The following is a 17,511-nucleotide window of genomic DNA, read 5'->3' as shown; positions in this document are numbered from 1 at the left end:
CCATACGGATATTGAATCAGGGACCGCCGACACCGAACCGGCTCGAGTGCTCGAACGGGACAACCCACCCCCGAATCGCGCCTGTGGAGGGACGCCGCCACTTCCGACGCCCCCGGCGCGACAACCCACCCGTGCGCGTCAGGCGTCGTCGCCCGCCGGCTCCCAGAGCTGCACGCGATTGCCCTCGGGGTCGCGCAGGTCGGCGAACCGGCCGTTCGGGTACTGCTCGGGGTCGACCTCGACCGCGACGCCCGCCTCCTGCAGCTGCGCGACCATCGCGTCGAGCGAGCGCACGCGGAAGTTCACCGCCCAGCCGGTCGAGCCCAGGTGCGGCGACCCCGCCTCCATCGGCGCGAGCACCGTCGTCCCCGCCTCCTGCCGCCACGACGGGGCGCCGTACTCCAGCGGCACCTCGTCGATGCCGAGGTGCTGCGAGTACCAGCGCGCGAGCGCCTGCGGATCCTGCGCGGCGAAGAAGAACCCGCCGATGCCCGTGACCTTCTCCATGCCCGAAGCGTACGGAGCCCCGGGCGCGCTGTCAGCGGCTGCTCGTGAAGATCAGCAGCGCGACGAGGCCGGCGACCGTCGCCGCGACGCCGGAGCCGAGGCGCCACCACATCCAGCGGTCGCGCCTGGGGCCGCGCATCGGCTGTCGCTGGGCCGCCGCCTTGCCGAGGAATCCGTTGGTCGGAGGTGTCAGAGCCATGCCTCCAGCGTGCCGAGGATCGCCGGTGCGTGCGCGGACTCGCCCGCGATTCCCAGACCGGTGCCCCGGATCCGCCACGGAGCCGCGGCCGGGCTCAGGCCTTCCACTCGCTGTCGTCGCGCCACGGGGCGAGGTCGAGCTCGTTGCCCTCGGGGTCGGCGAGGGTCCACCACTCCGGTGCGTTCTCGTCGCTCACGAGCCGTCCGCCGGCGGCCAGGGCGGCGTCGATGCGCGCCTCGACCTGGTCGCGCGGGAGGTAGAGGTCGAGGTGGATCGTGTTGCGCTCGGCCCTCGCGTCGTCGATCCGCTGGATCCAGATGTTCGGGCCGAGGCCGCGGGGGTCGGTGAGATCGGCGTCCTCGACGGGGGAGTAGTCGAGTGCCGCCTGCCAGAAGCGGCGGACGGCGGCGACGTCGACCGCGTCGATCGCGATCTGCAGGCTCTGCACGCGCGACGGGTCGGCGCTGATGCCCAGAGCGCGGGCGGCGGCCGAGATGCGCAGGGCGAGGGCGACGTCGCGCTCGCTGATGTCGCCGATGTCGTGGCTGATCAGGCGGACGCCGACGCCTCCGTAGCGGAGGTCGACGTCGGGGTGGTGGCCCGCCTTGTCGGCGACGGCGGCGACGGCCGCCACGAGCGCGGCACCGACCTCGTACGACCCGGTCGCGAACCAGGCGCGGGCGCCGTCGCCGACGACCCGCCAGTCCTCGGTGCCGGCGATCGCGCGGAAGGCTCGGGGAGAGATCGAATCGGTCATGCGGCAGTTGTACGCCCCGCGGGCCGTCGCCACCACCCAGGCCCCTGTCGGTGCTGGTCGATACGGTGGAGTCCGGCCTGCGCAGGCCGACGAGCGGAGGAGCCCCCATGGCATCGAAGAACGATCAGAAGGCCGCGCAGAAGCGCGCGAAGAAGGCGCTGTCGAAGGCCGAGAAGTCGGTCCGGGCGGCGCACGAGGCCGTGCGCGACTCGAGCAAGAAGCTCCGCAAGAAGGCGAGGAAGCTCGCCGAGCAGACCGAGAAGCTGAAGGCCAAGCAGGCCAAGGCCGCCCGTCGCCTCGGTGTCGCCGAGGCGACCGCGAGCGTCGGCCGCCACGTGACACCCGACCTCACGCCGCCGCTGCCCGGCGTCGAGACCGCACCCGAGCCCGCCGTCGACGCCGACCCGGCTCACGTGCCCGATCTGACGCCTCCGCTGCCGCACGCGGAGCGCTGACGCCGCACCCGGGAGGGCCCGCCTCGGGGCGATGCGACGAGGTGGACCCCGCCTGAGAGAACACACAGGGTAGTCGAGCGACTCGCCGGACGAGATGAACAGCCGGTGAATGCATCCGGCGAGCGCACCACCGGGCGGCCCGAGGGCGGAGGATCTCCTCCGTGGATCCCATCATCCTTCTCGTCCTCGTCGTCGTCACCGCACTCGCGTTCGACTTCACCAACGGCTTCCATGACACGGCCAACGCGATGGCGACGTCCATCGCGACTGGCGCGCTGAAGCCGAAGGTCGCCGTCACGCTCTCGGCGGTCCTCAACCTCGTCGGCGCCTTCCTCAGTATCGAGGTCGCCCTGACGGTGACCAACGCGGTCGTGAAGATCCAGGACTCGTCCGGCGCGCCCGACCCGGCGCTGCTCGAGGGCGGCGGATCCGCTCTGCTGCTCATCGTGCTGGCCGGCCTCATCGGCGGCATCATCTGGAACCTCCTCACCTGGCTGCTCGGCCTGCCCTCGAGCTCGTCGCACGCGCTGTTCGGCGGACTGATCGGCTCGGCGCTCGCCGGACTCGGCGTCAACGGCGTCAACTGGGCGGGCGACGGATCCAAGCTCGACGGCGTCGTCGGCAAGGTGATCCTGCCCGCGCTGATGTCGCCGGTGCTCGCCGGAGCGGTCGCCGCGATCGGCACCTGGCTCGTCTTCCGCGTGATCGGCAACGTCGCCGAGAAGAAGCTGCACCACGGGTTCCGCATCGGCCAGATCGGCAGCGCCTCCCTCGTCTCGCTCGCCCACGGCACCAACGACGCGCAGAAGACCATGGGCGTCATCACGCTCGCGCTGATCGCCGCGGGCGGCTGGGACGACACCGAGTCGGTGCCGTTCTGGGTCAAGCTCGCCTGCGCGCTCGCCATCTCGCTCGGCACCTACATCGGCGGCTGGCGGATCATCCGCACCGTCGGCAAGGGCCTCGTCGAGATCAACACTCCGCAGGGCATGGCGGCCGAGAGCTCCTCCGCCGCCGTGATCCTCGCCTCCAGCCACCTCGGCTTCGCCCTCTCGACCACGCACGTCGCGACCGGCTCGATCCTCGGCTCCGGTGTCGGGCGCCCCGGCGCCCAGGTCCGCTGGCGGGTCGCCCTGCGCATGGTGATCGCCTGGGTGATCACGCTCCCGGCCGCCGCGCTCGTCGGCGCCGTGATGTGGTGGCTCGGCCACCTCGTCGGAGGCGCGGGAGGCGGCCTGCTGATGGCCGCGGTCCTCGTCGCCGTCGCCGCGTACATCTACCTCCGCTCGCGCCGCGACAGCATCGGCGCCCACAACGTCAATGACGAGTGGGAGGACGCGAAGGCGCCCGCCCGCCCGACCGCCGACTCCCGCACCTCCTAGACAGGATCGACGCCGTGTTCTCACTCTTCCTCGCTGCCGCCGGTCAGGTGGCGCTCGTCGCCGTGCTCCTCGGAGCCGGCCTGCCCGCGCTCTTCGCCGTCGGCGTCCGCACGTTCGCGATGGCCGGCGACTCCGCTCCCGCGGATCGCCCGCTCCCGGCGCCGCTGCTGCGCACGATCGGAGTCGTCTGCTTCGTCCTCGTGATCGCGGCGGTCGCCACCGGCCTGAGCATCATCATCGCGACCGGGCTCGGGCAGAGCGTCAGCTTCGAGCACGTCTTCCCGACCTTCACGCCCAAGGGCTGAGCATGGCCGCCCTCGAGCCCGGAACGACCGACGGACCCGTGGCGCGCGTCGTCGGCTGGCTCCGTGCCGGATACCCGGCCGGAGTGCCGGAGCAGGACTACGTGCCGCTGCTCGGGATCCTCCGCCGCAGCCTCACCTCGGACGAGCTCGAGCAGGTCGTCGGGCAGCTGCTCGCGGACGCCGCGCGAGCGGACGCGGCAGGCGAGGAGCTCGACTCGGCCCGGCTGCGCGAGCGCGTCGAGCAGATGCTGCTCGGGCCCGCGATGCCCGAGGATCTCGTCCGGGTGTCGGCGCGTCTGGCGAGCGCCGGCTGGCCGCTCGGAGACCCGAAGGCGTTCGTCGAGCCGAGCAGCCAGGAGCGCGAGGGCCTCGTGACCCGCGTCGTCCGGTGGCTGCGCGCGGGCTACCCCGCAGGACTCCCCGAGCAGGACTTCGTGCCGCTCATCGCCCTGCTGCGCCGGCGCCTGACCGACGCGGAGGTGACGGAGGTGGGCTCGCAGCTCGCCGCGGATGCGAGCCGCATCGACGTGGGCGCCGCGATCGCGAAGGTGACGTCGGAGCTCCCCTCCGACGAGGACATCGAGCGGGTGCGCCGCTCCCTCTCGGCGCACGGCTGGCCGGAGGACTTCGCGGTCTGACGGCGGGAGTCAGGGCCCTCAGGGCAGCAGCACGCGCGACGGGTACGCGTCGTGGCTGAAGCAGAGGGTGATCCCTGCCGCCTCGAGGCGCTCGAGCCGCTGGGAGGTGGCGTGGTGCGCCTCCGGATCGTCGCTGATCAGGCGGGGCAGCGGGCGGAGGCGGTCGGACCAGGTCAGCACGTCGCGTCCCCAGGCGGCGTCGCCCGCGAGGAGCACGCGGCCCTCGACCAGGGCGCCGAGGTGGCCGAGCGCGTGGCCGGGCAGCGGCGTCACCACGAAGCGGCCGTCGCCGAAGACGTCGAAGCCGCTCATCCCGGCGACCGTCACGGCGGGCTGCTCGTCGACCACGAGCGTCGGCGCCCGGGCGACCCACGGGGGGATCAGCGCACCGAAGATCCCGTCGGTGACGCCGTTCCGCCGCATCCTCTCCCGCTGCCCCGCCGAGAGCACGAGGGTCGCGTCGGGGAACCAGCGCAGCCCCCCGATGTGGTCGGGGTGCAGGTGCGAGAGCACGACGAGGTCGATGTCGCCGGGCGCGAGCCCCTCGCGCCGCAGCTGCGCCTCGATCGTCTCGGCCGCCGTGATGCGCGCCGGCAGGATCCGCCGGTAGAGCGCGCCGATCGGCCCCGTGCCGCGCAGTGTCGGCGGATAGCCGGTGTCGAAGAGCACCCGGCGGCCGCTCGGATGCGTGTAGAGGAAGACGTTCGAGGGGAAGGTGCGGCGCGGCAGCCCTCGGCCTCGGAAGACGCGCGAGAGCGGGAAGGTCGTGTCGCCGCAGGCGAAGACGCGGAGCGCCGGCTCAGCCACGGCTGCTCCGGTAGTGCTCGCCGACCCGGCGGATCCCCTCCGCCAGCGGCACCGTCGGCTCGTAGCCGAGCTCGGAGCGCGCCCGCGAGATGTCGAGGGTCTGCGCGTAGGCGAGCGTCGCGACGGTGTAGCGCGTGAACGGAGGCTCGGTGCCGCGGGGCAGCAGCGCGTAGACCTTCTCGAGCAGCACGGCCAGGGCGCTCAGGACCCGCAGGTCGACGGTGAGGTACCGCGGGGTCTCGCCCATCGCGTCGAAGAAGCGGTCGAGGAGGTCGCCGAACGGCTGCGGCTCGCCGTTGGTGATGTTGTAGACGCTGCCGGGGGCGACCGGGGCCGAGGCCGCGAGCACCAGCGCGCGCGCCGCGTTCTCGACGCAGGTGACGTCGACGACGTTGCGCCCGCCGTCGAACAGCGGGATCCCGCGGCGGCGCGACGCCGCGATGAAGCGCGGGATGAGGCTCGGATCGCCCACCCCGATCAGTCCGCGCGGGCGGAGGATCACCAGCTCCTCGATCCGGCCCGCCGCGAGCGCCGCCTGCAATAGCCGCTCGGCCTCGATCTTGCTGCGGATGTAGAGGCTCATCCGGCTCTCGGGGTCGACGTCCTCCTCGCGCACGCCGATCCGGTGCCGCCGCGCGGAGTAGATGCTGGGCGACGAGACGAACACGAAGCGCCGGATCCGCGAGCGCTGCGCGAGGTCGATCATCGCCTCCGTGCCCGCCACATTGGCCTCGTGGAACTCGCTCCAGCGCCCCCACGGGCTCGACAGGGCGGCGGAGTGGATCAGCACGTCGGCCTGCACCGGCATCGCGGCGAGCTGCGCCAGATCGGCCTCGATCGTCTCGGCGCCCTCGGAGCGGAGCCGCTCCAGAGCCGCCGGATTCCGCCCGCTCGCGATCACCTCGTCGCCCGCGGCGAGGAACTCGCGGACCGCGTACCCGCCGAGGAACCCCGTCGCCCCGGTGACCAGCACGCGCCGGCGCTCAGCGGACATCGACGACCGCCGTGGTCCTCTTGCGGTCCCAGTACCAGAGCAGGATCCCCAGGTAGCCGAGCGCCTTGCCCTTGCGGATCGACATGCTGACGACGGCGCGGCGGTTCAGCCGCGCCTGGTCGCCGGGGATCACCTGGCAGACCTTCAGGTGCAGCTCCAGATCCTCGTCGGTGTCGTCGATGCTCGAGCGCGGGAAGCCGCCGACCTCGAGGTACAGCGCGGAGTCGATCGCCATGTTGGCGCCCGCCGCCATGAACAGCGGATAGCGCTGCCCCGGCCGGCGGTAGAAGACGGCGGGTGCCCGCTCCATCAGCCGGATCATCGCGGTCCCGATGACTCCGTCGTACCAGCGGTAGACCGGCTCGTCGCGGCGCGGGCGGAGGCGGCCGCCGACGAGCCGGGCGCCGCTCGCGAAGTCGGCCCTGAGCTGCGCGACCCAGTCGCGGCTCGGCAGGCAGTCGGCGTCGGTCCGCGCGACGACCGCGGCTCCGTGCTCGATGGCGTAGCGGAAGCCGGTGTCCGAGGCGGCGCCCGTGCCCTTCTGCGGCTCGTCGATCGTCGTCACGTCGAGCTCCGGGTGCCGGGCGGTGAAGGCGTCGATGATCTGCCGCGAGCGATCCGTGCTGCCGTTGTCGACGAGGAGGAGGCGGAAGTCGCGATCGGTCTGGGCGGCGAGGGCCTCGAGGGCTCCGTCGAGCAGCTTCTCCTCGTCGAACAGGGGGATCACGACCCAGAAGGGCTGGTCAGGCATCCGATCCCCCTCCGCCGATCGCGCGTCGCGCTGCCGCTGGAGCGCGGGAAGGCACGTCCATAGTGTCGGCGGAGTCGTGACACCGTCAATCCGGGGCAGGGCGGCCCGTCCGACATCCGTCGCTCATCGGCGCTATACAGGGAGCGCCCGGACCGACGGTCGGTCGGCGGCAGGAGGGACGCGATCGTGTCCGATGTTCTCCCGATCCGCCTCCTCGGCACCGGGGAGGCGCTGCCCGGCCGCCTCGTCACCACCGCCGAGGTCGCCGCCCTCTGCGGTCTCGATCCCGAGGAGGCGGCCCGCCGGAGCGGAGTCCTCACCCGGCACTGGCTCGCGGACGACGAGGACCCGCTCGAGCTCGGGCTCACCGCGGCCCGGCGCGCGCTGGACGCGGCGGGGATCGACGCGCGCGACGTGGACGTCGTGCTCAACGCGTCCGGCACCCAGCTGCAGGCGATCCCGGACGGCGGAGCGCTCCTCGCCGCCGGGCTGGGCCTCGAGGACGTCTCGGCGTACAGCCTGAATGCGACGTGCCTGTCGTTCCTGTTCGCGCTGCAGGAGGCGGGGTTCCTCGTCGCGACGGGTCGCGCCGAGCGGGTGCTCATCGTGTCGACGGAGGGAGGCAGCCGCGGCATCGACCTCGGCCAGCCCGAGAGCGCGCTGCTGTTCGGCGACGCGGCGGCCGCGGTCGTCGTGGGGCGGGCCTCCGCACCGGGGCAGGGGATCGTGGCGTCCCGCTTCCTGACGCGGCCCAGCGGAGTGCGGCACGCCGAGATCCGCGGGTTCGGCTCGCGGATCCGCATCGAGGAGGCGGCGGGCCGGCTCTCCGACTTCCGGTTCGACATGCACGGAGGCGCGCTGCTCGTCGACGCGCTCCGGCACTTCCCGGCATTCCTCGAGACCGTGCGGCCGGGGCTGTCGACCGGAACCCCCGGCATCGACCGCATCGTCCCGCACCAGACCAGCAAGGCCGGGCTCGAGGGCATGGCGCGCCTCTGGGGGCGGTCGAAGACGGTCGTCACGCTGCCCGAGGTGGGCAACACGATCGGCTCGGCGATCCCGCTGGCGCTGCACCGCGCCCGCATCGAGCCGGGCGAGTCCGTGCTGCTCGTCGGCACGGGCGCCGGCACCCACTACGGAGCGGTGATCCTCCAGGCGTGATCCGCGAGCCGCGCCGTCACCAGGTCGTCACGACCGTGCGGGTGATCGCCCACTCGCCGTCCCGCGCGACGAGGCGGCTGGTGAGCTGCAGGCGCCAGGTGGCGTGGAGGCCGCCGATCGTCGCCTCGGTGAGGGTGCGCGAGGTCAGGACCGGGTGGGCCGCGCCTCCCGAGACCGCGCTCTCGACGTGATCGATCGCGTGGTACGCCTTGCGCTCGTCGTCGAGGTCGGCGAGCCACTCCGCCTTCGACTGCACGAGTCCGGTCGGGTGCTCGATCACGAAGCGCTCGTCGAGGAGCGCCTCGAGCACCGGCAGGTCGGTCAGCACCATCGCGTCGAAGAGCTCGTCGTGCACGGCCCGGAGCTCGTCGCTCCGCTCGGCGGAGTCGCTCACAGCGGCGGCGCGGTCGTCGCGCGGCGCACGAGCTGCGTGGGGAGCTGCACGTGCAGCGAGCGCGGGGTCTCGCCCGCCATCAGCGCGATCAGCATCTCGGCCGCGGTGGCGCCGAGGGTCTGCATCGGCTGACGGACGGTCGTGAGCGGCGGGTCGAAGCGCGCCGCCTCCGGGACGTCGTCGAAGCCGACGACCGAGAGATCCCGCGGCACCTCGAGACCGAGGTGCGCGGCGGTCTCGATGATCGCCAGGGCCGATACGTCGTTCGCGGCGAAGATCGCCGTCGGCCGGTCGGGCAGCGACAGCATCGTCGACGCCGGCAGCCGGGCGGTGTCGTGGTGGTAGCTGCCGACGCGCAGGAGGCGCTCGTCGAACGCGATCCCCGCCTCCGACAGCGCTGCGCGGTAGCCGGCCTCGCGCAGGCGGGCCGAGCGCAGGTCGACGCGGCCGGCGACGAAGCCGATGCGGCGGTGCCCGAGCCCGATCAGGTGGCGCGTCGCCTGCAGCGCGCCGCCGAAGCTGTCCGACTCGACGGTGGGCAGGTCGGCACGGCCGGTGTGCGGGTCGACGGCGACGAGCGGGATGTCGGACGACGCGCTCACGACCGTGGGGGTGACCATGATCGCTCCGTCGATGAGCGTGCCGCTCAGGCGGCTGAGCGAGCGCCGCTCCCAGCCCTCGTGCTCGCCGTCGTGCGAGCCGCTGTAGGCGAGCAGGTCGAACCGCGACTCCTTGAGCACCGATCCGACCCCCTTGAGGATCTCGGCGCTGAACGGCTCGAACCCGGCGATCAGCACCCCGATCACCCCGGTCCGCCGCGAGCGCATGCTGCTCGCGACGAGGCTCGACTCGTAGCCCAGCTCGCGCACGATCTCGAGCACGCGCGAGGCCGTGGCGGGCGCGACGCCGTAGCGTCCGTTGACCGCCTTCGACACCGTGGCGACCGAGACTCCGGCGGCCGCGGCGACGTCGTGGATCGAGGGCCGGAGGGACATGCGACCGACTCTAGCCCGCCTCGTCGAAACTGATTTCGAAAACGTTTGTTGATCCGTGTCCCCCATCTGAGACTGAGCCTGCCCGCCCCCGGCGGGTGCACCTTCGGCGTCGTACTCCCTGGCGGCGCCTCTCAGCGAAGAGAACGGTTCGAACGATGAAGTTCAGAAAGATCGCAGTGGCCACGGTCGCCCTGCTCGGCGCGGCTGCGGCCCTCAGCGGCTGCTCGGCCCAGGACTCGGGGTCCTCCGACGGCTCCGTCTCGATGACCCTCTGGCAGAACTCGACCACCGGCCCCGGCCAGGAGTTCTGGGAGAAGACCATCACCGATTTCGAGGCGGCCAATCCCGGCGTGACCATCGAGTCGCAGGCCATCCAGAACGAGGACCTCGACGGCAAGCTCCAGACGGCGCTCAACTCGGGCGACGCCCCCGACATCTTCCTGCAGCGCGGAGGCGGCAAGCTCGCCGCCATGGTCGCCGGCGGACAGGTCAAGGACATCACCTCGGGCATCTCCGACGAGGCCCGCAGCGAGATCCCCGAGGGCTCGTTCTCGGCCAACACGCTCGACGACAAGGTGTGGGCGATGCCCGTCGCCGTGCTCCCCGGCGGTGTCTTCTACAGCCAGGACCTCTTCTCGGCGGCCGGCATCACCGAGACCCCGAAGACGATCGACGAGCTCGACGCGGCGGTGACCGCACTGAAGGCCAGCGGCACGCAGGCCGTCGCGCTCGGCGGCAAGGACGCCTGGCCCGCGGCGCACTGGTTCTACTTCTTCGCGCTGCGCGAGTGCAGCGCCGACACCATGGCCGAGGCGGCCGACTCCAAGGACTTCTCGGACGAGTGCTGGCTGAAGGCCGGCGAGGACCTGCAGTCCTTCGCCGACACCGAGCCGTTCAACGAGGGCTTCCTGACCACCGCCGCCCAGCAGGGCGCCGGCAGCTCGGCGGGTCTGCTCGCCAACCACCAGGCCTCGATGGAGCTCATGGGCGCCTGGAACCCGGGCGTCATCGCCTCCCTCACCCCCGACGAGCAGCCGCTGCCCGACCTGGGCTGGTTCCCGTTCCCCGAGATCGACGGCGGAGAGGGCGAGCCCGGCTCGATCATGGGCGGTGTCGACGGCTACTCCTGCTCGGTCGACGCTCCCGACGCGTGCGTCGACTTCCTCAACTACCTCGCGACCTCCGACGTGCAGAAGGAGTACTACGCGGCCTTCAACGCGCCGCCGGTGAACACCGTGGCCCAGGAGGCCGTCACCGAGCCGTACCTGCAGGACATCCTCGCCGCGTACAACTCGGCGCCCTACGTCTCGCAGTGGCTCGACACCGTCTACGGCCTCAACGTCGGCAACGCGCTGAACGTCGGAGTCGTCGACCTGCTCGCGGGCAAGAGCGACCCGGAGCAGCTCGTCGAGGCCGTCAACGCCGCAGCGGCCAAGGCCTAGCGCATGGCGCTCCGCGAGAGCCCGCTCCTCGGAGCGGAACCGCCCCGCGAGCGCCCGACGACCGGGGGTGCCGTCGCGGCGCCCCCGGTCCGCCGGCGTCGCCGGGGCCTGGGCTGGTCGGGACGCCTCGAGGTCGCGATCCTCGTCGGCCCGGCCCTGATCGTCTTCCTCGCCTTCGTGATCTTCCCGGTCGTGATGGCGGCCTACTACGGCTTCTTCAGCTGGCAGGGCTACGGGGTCCCCACCGATTTCGTCGGCTTCAAGAACTACCTGACGATCCTCCAGGACCCCACCTTCCACGAGGCGCTCACCCACAACGGCACGATCGTGATCCTCTCGCTGGTGCTCCAGGGCCCGGCGGCGATCCTCATCGCGCTGCTGCTCAACCGCAAGCTGCGCGGCCAGTCGATCATCCGCGTGCTGATCTTCGTGCCGTACGTGATCTCGGAGGTCGTCGTCGGCACCGGCTGGAGCCTGATGCTCCAGACCAGCGGAGCCGTCAACGGGTTCCTCGAGAACGTCGGCCTGGGCGCACTGAAGCAGGACTGGCTCTCGGACCCGGCGATCGCCATCTGGACCCTGATGCTGATCATCACGTGGAAGTACATCGGCTTCGCCGTGATCCTCTTCCTCGCAGGCCTGCAGGGCATCCCCGAGGAGCTGTCGGAGGCGGCGGCCATCGACGGCGCGTCGTACTGGCAGGTCCAGCGGAGGATCACCCTCCCGCTGCTCGCACCGACGCTGCGCATCTGGGCGTTCCTGTCGATCATCGGCGCCCTGCAGCTGTTCGACCTCGTCTACATCATCTGGGGCCAGTACGTGTCCTCGACCGCCGGCACCTCGACCATGGCGACCTACCTCGTCACCAACGGGCGCAACGCCGGCAACTACGGCTACGGCAACGCCGTCGCCGTCGTCCTGTTCCTCATCTCCCTCGTCGTCGCCCTGCTCTACCAGCGCTTCGTGCTGCGGCGGGACACCGAGGGCGCACTCACGGGAGACAAGCGATGACCACACTGACCGCCGTCCCGCCCGGCACCGAGTCGCCGATCGCCGTGAACCGGCAGAAGCCGCGCAAGCGCCCCCTCGGGCGCGGCACGATCATCGCGTACGTCGTGGCGATCGTCGTGATCGCGCTGATGCTCGCTCCGGTGGCCTACATCATCATCGGCGGGTTCCGCACGAACGCGCAGATCACCACCGACCCGGCGGGCTTCCCCTCGCCGTGGAACGTGCAGAACTACCTCGACGTCATCACCGGGGGCATCTTCTGGCGCGAGGTGGGCAACTCCGCCATCGCCGCGCTCGCGACGACGCTCGGCGTGGTCGTGCTGGGGCTGATGGCCAGCTACGTGCTCGCCCGCTACTCCTTCAGCGGCCGCGGCGTGTTCTACGCGCTCTTCGCGGCCGGCCTGATGTTCCCGATGACCGTGGCGATCACTCCGCTCTACCTCGTGATCAAGAACCTCGGCCTGATGAACTCGCTCGCCGGAGTCGTGCTGCCGCAGATCGCGTTCGGCCTGCCGACGACGATCATCATCCTGGTGCCGTTCCTCCGCGCGATCCCCGACGAGATCCAGGAGGCGGCGTTCATCGACGGCTGCAGCCGCATCGGCTTCTTCTGGCGCATGGTCGTGCGCCTGGCGATGCCGGGCGTCATCACGACGGGGATCCTCGCGTTCATCGCGAGCTGGAACAGCTACCTGCTGCCGCTGTTCATCCTCAACGACGAGAACTCGTTCACCCTGCCGCTGGGCGTGCAGGCGTTCTCGTCGCAGTACTCCGTCGACACGGCGAAAGTGCTCGCCTTCGTGTCGCTGTCGATGATCCCGGCGCTGATCTTCTTCAGCGTCTTCGAGCGCCGCATCGTCGGCGGGCTGACCGGGGCGGTGAAGGGATGACCCTCCACGCCGCCCGCTCCCGCCCCACCGACGACCACCGCTCCCCCGAAGACCGAGAGGACCGCACCGTGACCGCATCGCCGGCACCCTCCGCCCGCGTCACCGACCTGATCGGCCGCATGACGCTCGAGGAGAAGCTGACCCAGCTCGTCGGGTACTGGGTCGACCAGGGCGGCGAGGTCGTCGCCCCGCTCGCCGGCGAGATGGCCACCTCGACCCGCTACGAGGACGCGACCCGCGAGGGGATCGGCCAGCTCACGCGCGTCTACGGCACCCGCCCCGTCGATCCGATCGAGCGCGCCGGATGGCTCTGGGCCGAGCAGCGCCGCCTCGTCGAGGAGACCCGCCTCGGGATCCCGGCGATCGTGCACGAGGAGTGCCTGACGGGGCTGGCGGCGTGGAAGGCCGCGACCTTCCCGACTCCGCTCGCGTGGGGCGCCTCCTTCGACCCCGCTCTCGTCGAGGAGATGGCCGCGGCGATCGGCGGCTCGATGCGCGAGCTCGGGATCCACCAGGGCCTCGCTCCCGTGCTCGACGTGATCCGCGACCCGCGCTGGGGGCGCGTCGACGAGTGCATCGCCGAGGACCCGTACGTCGTCGGCACGATCGGCACCGCCTACGTGAAGGGGCTGCAGTCGGCGGGAGTCGACGCGACGCTCAAGCACTTCATCGGCTACTCGGCCTCGCGCGCCGGCCGCAACCACGCGCCGGTGCACGCCGGCCCTCGCGAGATCGCGGATGTGCTGCTGCCCCCGTTCGAGATGGCGATCCGCGACGGAGGCGCCCGCTCGGTGATGAACTCGTACGCCGAGATCGACGGCGACCCGGTCGGCGCCACTCCGGCGTACCTGACCGGGGTGCTGCGCGAGCGCTGGGGCTTCGACGGAGTCGTGGTCGCCGACTACTTCTCGGTCGCGTTCCTGCACCTGATGCACGCGGTCGCGGCCGACCTCGGCGAGGCGGCGCAGCTGGCCCTCGAGGCCGGGATCGACGTGGAGCTGCCGACCGGCGACGCGTTCCTCGCGCCGCTGGCCGAGCGCATCCGCTCGGGCCGCGCCGACGAGGCGATCGTCGACCGCGCTCTGCTGCGGGTGCTCGCGCAGAAGGAGCGGCTCGGTCTGCTCGACGCGCGCTTCGACGACGCCCCGGAGTCGATCGATCTCGACTCGCCGGCGCACCGCGATCTCGCGCGGCGCCTGGCCGAGGAGTCGATCGTGCTGCTCGCGAACGACGGCGTGCTGCCGCTCGCGGCGCCGCGCAGGATCGCGCTGATCGGCCCGAACGCCGACAGCGCGCCCGCCCTGATGGGCTGCTACTCCTTCGCGAACCACGTGCTCGCCCACCACGAGGGCGTGCCGCTGGGCTTCGAGATCCCGACCGTGCGGGAGGCGCTCGCCGCCGAGTTCCCGGGCGGCGAGTTCGTGGTGGCCGAGGGCTGCGCGGTCGAGGGCGACGACGTGTCGGGGATCCCCGCCGCGGTGTCGGCCGCCCGCGAGGCCGAGGTCGCCGTCGTCGTGGTCGGCGACCGCGCCGGGCTCTTCGGTCGCGGGACCGTCGGCGAGGGCAACGACGTCGAGAGCCTCGAGCTGCCGGGGCGCCAGCGCGAGCTCGTCGAGGCGGTCGTCGCGACCGGGACCCCGGTCGTGCTCGTGCTGCTGACCGGCCGCCCCTACGCGGTGGGCTGGGCGCTCGAGGGACCGGCCGCCGTGCTGCAGGCGTTCTTCCCGGGGGAGGAGGGCGCCGGCGCGATCGCGGGTGTCGTCTCGGGGCGGGTCGCTCCCTCCGGTCGCCTGCCCGTCTCGCTGCCGCGCTCGGCGGGCGCGCAGCCGTTCTCGTACCTGCACCCGATCCTCGGCGGGCCCTCGGAGGTGACCAGCGCCGACAGCACTCCGGTGCTGCCGTTCGGGCACGGGCTGTCGTACACGGCGTTCGCGCACGAGGGCCTGGCGCTCGAGTCCGACGAGGCGCCGACCTCGGGTGCGTTCACGGCCACGGTCCGCGTGCGCAACACGGGCGAGCGCGACGGCGTCGACGTGGTGCAGCTGTACGCGCGCGACATCTACGCGTCGGTGACCCGGCCGGTCGCGCAGCTGCTCGGCTACGCGCGGGTCGCGCTCGCGGCGGGGGAGGAGATCGAGGTCCGCTTCGACGTGCCGTCGGCCCGCCTCGCCTTCACGGACCGTCGCGGAGTGCGCGTGGTCGAGCCCGGTGCTGTCGAGCTGTGGGTCGGGCCGGACTGCGCCGCGAAGGAGACGACCGCCGAGGTGACCCTCGTGGGCGACGCGGCCCCGGTGGGTGCGGAGACGCGCCGGCTCGTCGGCGTCGAGGTGCTGCGCGAGGAGGCGCGCGTGCCGGTCGCCGGCTGACCCGCGCTGAGGGAACCCCGGACCGTCGAGGGAGCCCGCCGTTCCTGGCGGCCTCGACGGTCCGGGGTTCCCTCGCGGTCAGCGCGCGGCGCGCGCCACCAGCTCGGCGAGCTGCGCCGCCCCCGCGTCGTCGAGGTGGTCGAGCGCGTACGACGTGGGCCAGAGGCCGCCGGGCTCGTCGAGCTGCGCGTCGACGCTGAAGCCGACCGTGGAGTAGCGCGCCTTGTCGACCAGGCCGCTGCGGAAGAACACGACGATCCGCCCGTCCTTCGCCCAGCCGGGCTGCCCGTAGTAGAGCTTCGGGAGCAGCGCGGGCGCCGCCTCCGTCACGAGCTCGTGGAGGCGCTCGGCCAGCGCGCGGTCGGGCTCCGGCATCTCGGCGATCTTGTCGAACATCGTCGCGCGGTCGGCCGCCGCCTTGTCGGCCGCCTTGCCGCGCCGCGCCTCCGCCTTCAGCTCGGCCGCGCGGGCCTTCATCGCGGCCTTCTCCTCGGCGGAGAAACCGCCCTTCTCGTCGGTGCTCATGTGCTGTCCCCTCGTCGTGCCCCCACGGTAGGGGCTCGGCGCCCGAGCCCGCTTCTCCGTTCCTGCTCGGCCCTGGCGCCGTGCCGCGCGCAGGGTCCAGGCTGGGGCGATGGACGCCTCCGACCTGAACGATCCGAAGCAGACCCTCCTCCGCTACCTGCAGGAGGGGCGCGAGGCGCTGCTCGGCAAGCTCGACGGCCTGTCGGAGTACGACGTGCGGCGGCCCCTGGTCCCGACGGGCACCAACCTGCTCGGGCTGATCAAGCACGTCGCGGGCACCGAGGCCGGCTACCTCGGCGCCACGTTCGGCCGCCCGTTCCCCGAGCCGATGCCGTGGATGGAGGAGGAGTCGGAGCCCAACGCCGACATGTGGGCGACCGCCGAGGAGTCGCGCGAGGACGTCATCGCGCAGTACCGCCGGGTCTGGGCGCACTCCGACGCGACCGTCGCCGCCCTGCCGCTCGACGCCCCCGGCTTCGTGCCCTGGTGGACGAACCGCGACGTGACGCTGCACCGGATCCTGGTGCACATCACCGTCGAGACGCACCGGCACGCGGGCCACGCCGACATCGTGCGCGAGCTGATCGACGGCGCCGTGGGCCTGCGCACTCCCGGCGACAATCTGCCGCCCGTCCCGGCCGAGTGGTGGCCGTCGTACGTCGCGCGCCTGGAGTCGGTGGCCCGCTCGGTCTAGCTAGAGGGCCGCCTCGAGTCCGGCGGGGACCCACCGCGCCGCCGAGACGACGGCGGCGAGCAGAAGGCTCGCGCCCATGGTCGCGCCCACCACGAAGCTCGGCGTCGATCCGCGGCGCCGCGCCACGACCACCGCCGCCGCCACGAGGGCGAGCTGGACGATCCCGAACACGGCGAGCCCCGGATCCTGCAGCATCACGCCGAGCGGCACGAAGTGCGCCGCGACGACCGCGCCGACACCGGCGGCGAACCAGCGCTTCAGCCCGCGCGCGGCGAGGATCGCGCAGGCCGCCCCGGCCAGAGCGACCTCGGCCGCCACGAGCACCCCGAACCAGGCGTACCGCCCGTCGAGCGCCGAGGGCGTGTCCCACGCCCGCCAGACCAGGAGCCCGCCGCCGACCGCCGCGACGATGCCGATCGCGCTGCCGATGCCGAGCAGCGCCGGCGCGCGCCTCGGCGGAGCCTCCTGCGCCCACCCGAGCCACACGCACGTCATCAGCCCGAACCAGGCCGTCACGAAGAGCCCGTCCCGCAGGTACTCGGTCGTCATCTGTCATCCCCCGATGCCGGAGCGACGGCGCTCCGCTCGTAGGCTATGCGATCCGTCGCGGACGGCTGCCCCGAGGCCGCCGAGGCGACCGTTCGTGACCGATCGACGATCGGCGTCAGGCGGCGCACTCCTCGGACTGCTCGGTGATGATCCACGAGGTCGAGGGGCGCGTCATCACGACGGTGCCGCAGTCTCCGGAGGAGAGGTACGTGACGAAGAGGGTGGCGTCGGTCGCGGTCTCCTGCTGCACCGTGATGTCGACCTCGGCGCTCTGGCCGGTCGCGCGGTAGAGCTCCGCCGTGGCGGTGATCATCGCGTCGCAGCTCTCGACGTGGAGGGGCCCGGTGTCGTTCATCTCGGCCACCATCCGCGCCGCGAGCTGCGGCGAGAGCCCGGCGCAGGCCGAGGCGGCGTCCGGAGCGCGGGAGGCGGCGAGCCAGTCGCGGAAGCCGTCCTCGGCGCTCTGCTCGGGCTCGGGCTCCGGCGCTTCCGAGGCGGCGAGCGCGGCAGCCGATGTCGACGGGTCGGGGGCGGCAGCCGACGTCGCGGAGGAGACGGCCGACGCCTCGCCGCCCGAGTCCACCGAGCTCGCCGTGCAGGCCGTCACCGCGGAGGTCGCGAGCACCGCGAGACCCAGCACACCCGTCATCCGTCTGCGCACGTCGATCACCCGACTTTTCTAGCAGGAC

General features: G+C 72.5%; 21 protein-coding genes. 10 read left to right on the top strand and 11 right to left on the bottom strand.

Translation table 11 applies throughout. The features are described from left to right. Nucleotides 1-138: 138 nt before the first annotated feature. The 3 genes from GSU68_RS17535 to GSU68_RS17525 form a co-directional block, all read right to left on the bottom strand. On the bottom strand, nucleotides 139-507 hold the full coding sequence (locus GSU68_RS17535; protein WP_159909919.1) for a VOC family protein: 369 nt from the start codon (nucleotides 505-507) through the stop codon (nucleotides 139-141). A gap of 31 nt (nucleotides 508-538) precedes the next feature. Beyond that, nucleotides 539-706, bottom strand: coding sequence for a hypothetical protein (locus GSU68_RS17530; RefSeq protein ID WP_159909918.1), 168 nt, complete (start codon nucleotides 704-706; stop codon nucleotides 539-541). A gap of 94 nt (nucleotides 707-800) precedes the next feature. Then, nucleotides 801-1,463 (bottom strand): VOC family protein, encoded by a 663-nt coding sequence (locus GSU68_RS17525; RefSeq protein WP_159909917.1) that lies wholly within the window; start codon nucleotides 1,461-1,463, stop codon nucleotides 801-803. Between the two features lie 107 nt (nucleotides 1,464-1,570). Here GSU68_RS17525 and GSU68_RS17520 point away from each other — a divergent pair, with 107 nt between their 5' ends. The 4 genes from GSU68_RS17520 to GSU68_RS17505 all read left to right on the top strand — a co-directional run bounded on the left by GSU68_RS17520 (nucleotide 1,571) and on the right by GSU68_RS17505 (nucleotide 4,243). After that, nucleotides 1,571-1,918, top strand: coding sequence for a hypothetical protein (locus tag GSU68_RS17520; protein WP_159909916.1), 348 nt, complete (start codon nucleotides 1,571-1,573; stop codon nucleotides 1,916-1,918). 161 nt (nucleotides 1,919-2,079) lie between these two features. Next, complete coding sequence (locus GSU68_RS17515; protein ID WP_159909915.1) at nucleotides 2,080-3,300, top strand: inorganic phosphate transporter; 1,221 nt, start codon at nucleotides 2,080-2,082, stop codon at nucleotides 3,298-3,300. Between the two features lie 14 nt (nucleotides 3,301-3,314). After that, nucleotides 3,315-3,605 carry a hypothetical protein gene (locus GSU68_RS17510; RefSeq protein WP_159909914.1) on the top strand — a complete coding sequence of 97 codons (291 nt, stop codon included), beginning with the start codon at nucleotides 3,315-3,317 and terminating at the stop codon, nucleotides 3,603-3,605. A gap of 2 nt (nucleotides 3,606-3,607) precedes the next feature. Further along, entirely contained in the window at nucleotides 3,608-4,243 is a 636-nt protein-coding gene (locus tag GSU68_RS17505) for a DUF3349 domain-containing protein (RefSeq protein WP_159909913.1), read from the top strand. 18 nt (nucleotides 4,244-4,261) lie between these two features. On the opposite strand, the gene GSU68_RS17500 is transcribed toward GSU68_RS17505, so the two are convergent. The 3 genes from GSU68_RS17500 to GSU68_RS17490 are packed head-to-tail and all read right to left on the bottom strand — an operon-like array spanning nucleotide 4,262 to nucleotide 6,795. After that, nucleotides 4,262-5,050, bottom strand: coding sequence for an MBL fold metallo-hydrolase (locus GSU68_RS17500; protein ID WP_159909912.1), 789 nt, complete (start codon nucleotides 5,048-5,050; stop codon nucleotides 4,262-4,264). Beyond that, on the bottom strand, nucleotides 5,043-6,044 hold the full coding sequence (locus GSU68_RS17495) for an NAD(P)-dependent oxidoreductase (RefSeq protein WP_159909911.1): 1,002 nt from the start codon (nucleotides 6,042-6,044) through the stop codon (nucleotides 5,043-5,045). The genes GSU68_RS17500 and GSU68_RS17495 overlap by 8 nt, the downstream gene beginning before the upstream one ends. Further along, nucleotides 6,034-6,795, bottom strand: a complete 762-nt coding sequence (locus GSU68_RS17490; protein ID WP_159909910.1) for a glycosyltransferase — start codon at nucleotides 6,793-6,795, stop codon at nucleotides 6,034-6,036. The genes GSU68_RS17495 and GSU68_RS17490 overlap by 11 nt, the downstream gene beginning before the upstream one ends. A gap of 186 nt (nucleotides 6,796-6,981) precedes the next feature. Between GSU68_RS17490 and GSU68_RS17485 the strand changes: the two genes are divergently transcribed. Next, nucleotides 6,982-7,956, top strand: a complete 975-nt coding sequence (locus GSU68_RS17485; RefSeq protein WP_208544609.1) for a 3-oxoacyl-[acyl-carrier-protein] synthase III C-terminal domain-containing protein — start codon at nucleotides 6,982-6,984, stop codon at nucleotides 7,954-7,956. Between the two features lie 16 nt (nucleotides 7,957-7,972). Here the strand turns inward: GSU68_RS17485 and GSU68_RS17480 are convergent, their stop codons facing one another. After that, complete coding sequence (locus GSU68_RS17480; RefSeq protein ID WP_159909909.1) at nucleotides 7,973-8,350, bottom strand: nuclear transport factor 2 family protein; 378 nt, start codon at nucleotides 8,348-8,350, stop codon at nucleotides 7,973-7,975. After that, nucleotides 8,347-9,345: a LacI family DNA-binding transcriptional regulator gene (locus GSU68_RS17475; RefSeq protein ID WP_159909908.1), complete on the bottom strand. Its 999-nt coding sequence runs from the start codon at nucleotides 9,343-9,345 to the stop codon at nucleotides 8,347-8,349. Before GSU68_RS17475 ends, GSU68_RS17480 begins: the two co-directional genes overlap by 4 nt. 155 nt (nucleotides 9,346-9,500) lie before the next feature. Here GSU68_RS17475 and GSU68_RS17470 point away from each other — a divergent pair, with 155 nt between their 5' ends. From GSU68_RS17470 to GSU68_RS17455, 4 genes are all read left to right on the top strand, one after another. Next, nucleotides 9,501-10,787 carry an extracellular solute-binding protein gene (locus GSU68_RS17470; RefSeq protein WP_159909907.1) on the top strand — a complete coding sequence of 429 codons (1,287 nt, stop codon included), beginning with the start codon at nucleotides 9,501-9,503 and terminating at the stop codon, nucleotides 10,785-10,787. A 3-nt stretch (nucleotides 10,788-10,790) separates the two neighbouring features. After that, nucleotides 10,791-11,798: a sugar ABC transporter permease gene (locus GSU68_RS17465; RefSeq protein WP_159909906.1), complete on the top strand. Its 1,008-nt coding sequence runs from the start codon at nucleotides 10,791-10,793 to the stop codon at nucleotides 11,796-11,798. After that, the gene (locus GSU68_RS17460) at nucleotides 11,795-12,688 is read left to right on the top strand and encodes a carbohydrate ABC transporter permease (RefSeq protein WP_159909905.1); all 894 of its coding nucleotides are present in this window, start codon (nucleotides 11,795-11,797) and stop codon (nucleotides 12,686-12,688) included. The genes GSU68_RS17465 and GSU68_RS17460 overlap by 4 nt, the downstream gene beginning before the upstream one ends. A gap of 119 nt (nucleotides 12,689-12,807) precedes the next feature. Continuing rightward, nucleotides 12,808-15,054, top strand: a complete 2,247-nt coding sequence (locus GSU68_RS17455; RefSeq protein ID WP_244259514.1) for a glycoside hydrolase family 3 N-terminal domain-containing protein — start codon at nucleotides 12,808-12,810, stop codon at nucleotides 15,052-15,054. Nucleotides 15,055-15,132: 78 nt separating this feature from the next. Here GSU68_RS17455 and GSU68_RS17450 read toward each other — a convergent pair whose 3' ends face one another. Beyond that, on the bottom strand, nucleotides 15,133-15,579 hold the full coding sequence (locus GSU68_RS17450) for a DUF1801 domain-containing protein (protein ID WP_159909903.1): 447 nt from the start codon (nucleotides 15,577-15,579) through the stop codon (nucleotides 15,133-15,135). A 109-nt stretch (nucleotides 15,580-15,688) separates the two neighbouring features. Here GSU68_RS17450 and GSU68_RS17445 point away from each other — a divergent pair, with 109 nt between their 5' ends. After that, on the top strand, nucleotides 15,689-16,273 hold the full coding sequence (locus GSU68_RS17445) for a DinB family protein (protein WP_159909902.1): 585 nt from the start codon (nucleotides 15,689-15,691) through the stop codon (nucleotides 16,271-16,273). Here the strand turns inward: GSU68_RS17445 and GSU68_RS17440 are convergent, their stop codons facing one another. Further along, nucleotides 16,274-16,822, bottom strand: a complete 549-nt coding sequence (locus GSU68_RS17440; RefSeq protein ID WP_159909901.1) for a hypothetical protein — start codon at nucleotides 16,820-16,822, stop codon at nucleotides 16,274-16,276. A gap of 115 nt (nucleotides 16,823-16,937) precedes the next feature. Then, nucleotides 16,938-17,492 (bottom strand): hypothetical protein, encoded by a 555-nt coding sequence (locus tag GSU68_RS17435; protein WP_244259327.1) that lies wholly within the window; start codon nucleotides 17,490-17,492, stop codon nucleotides 16,938-16,940. Nucleotides 17,493-17,511 lie beyond the last annotated feature (19 nt).

Origin of the sequence: Rathayibacter sp. VKM Ac-2759 (assembly GCF_009834225.1) — a bacterium.
GTDB lineage: Bacteria > Actinomycetota > Actinomycetes > Actinomycetales > Microbacteriaceae > Rathayibacter.
The sequence above is the reverse complement of the archived record's forward strand: the minus strand, read 5'-3'. Positions and strand labels throughout refer to the sequence as shown.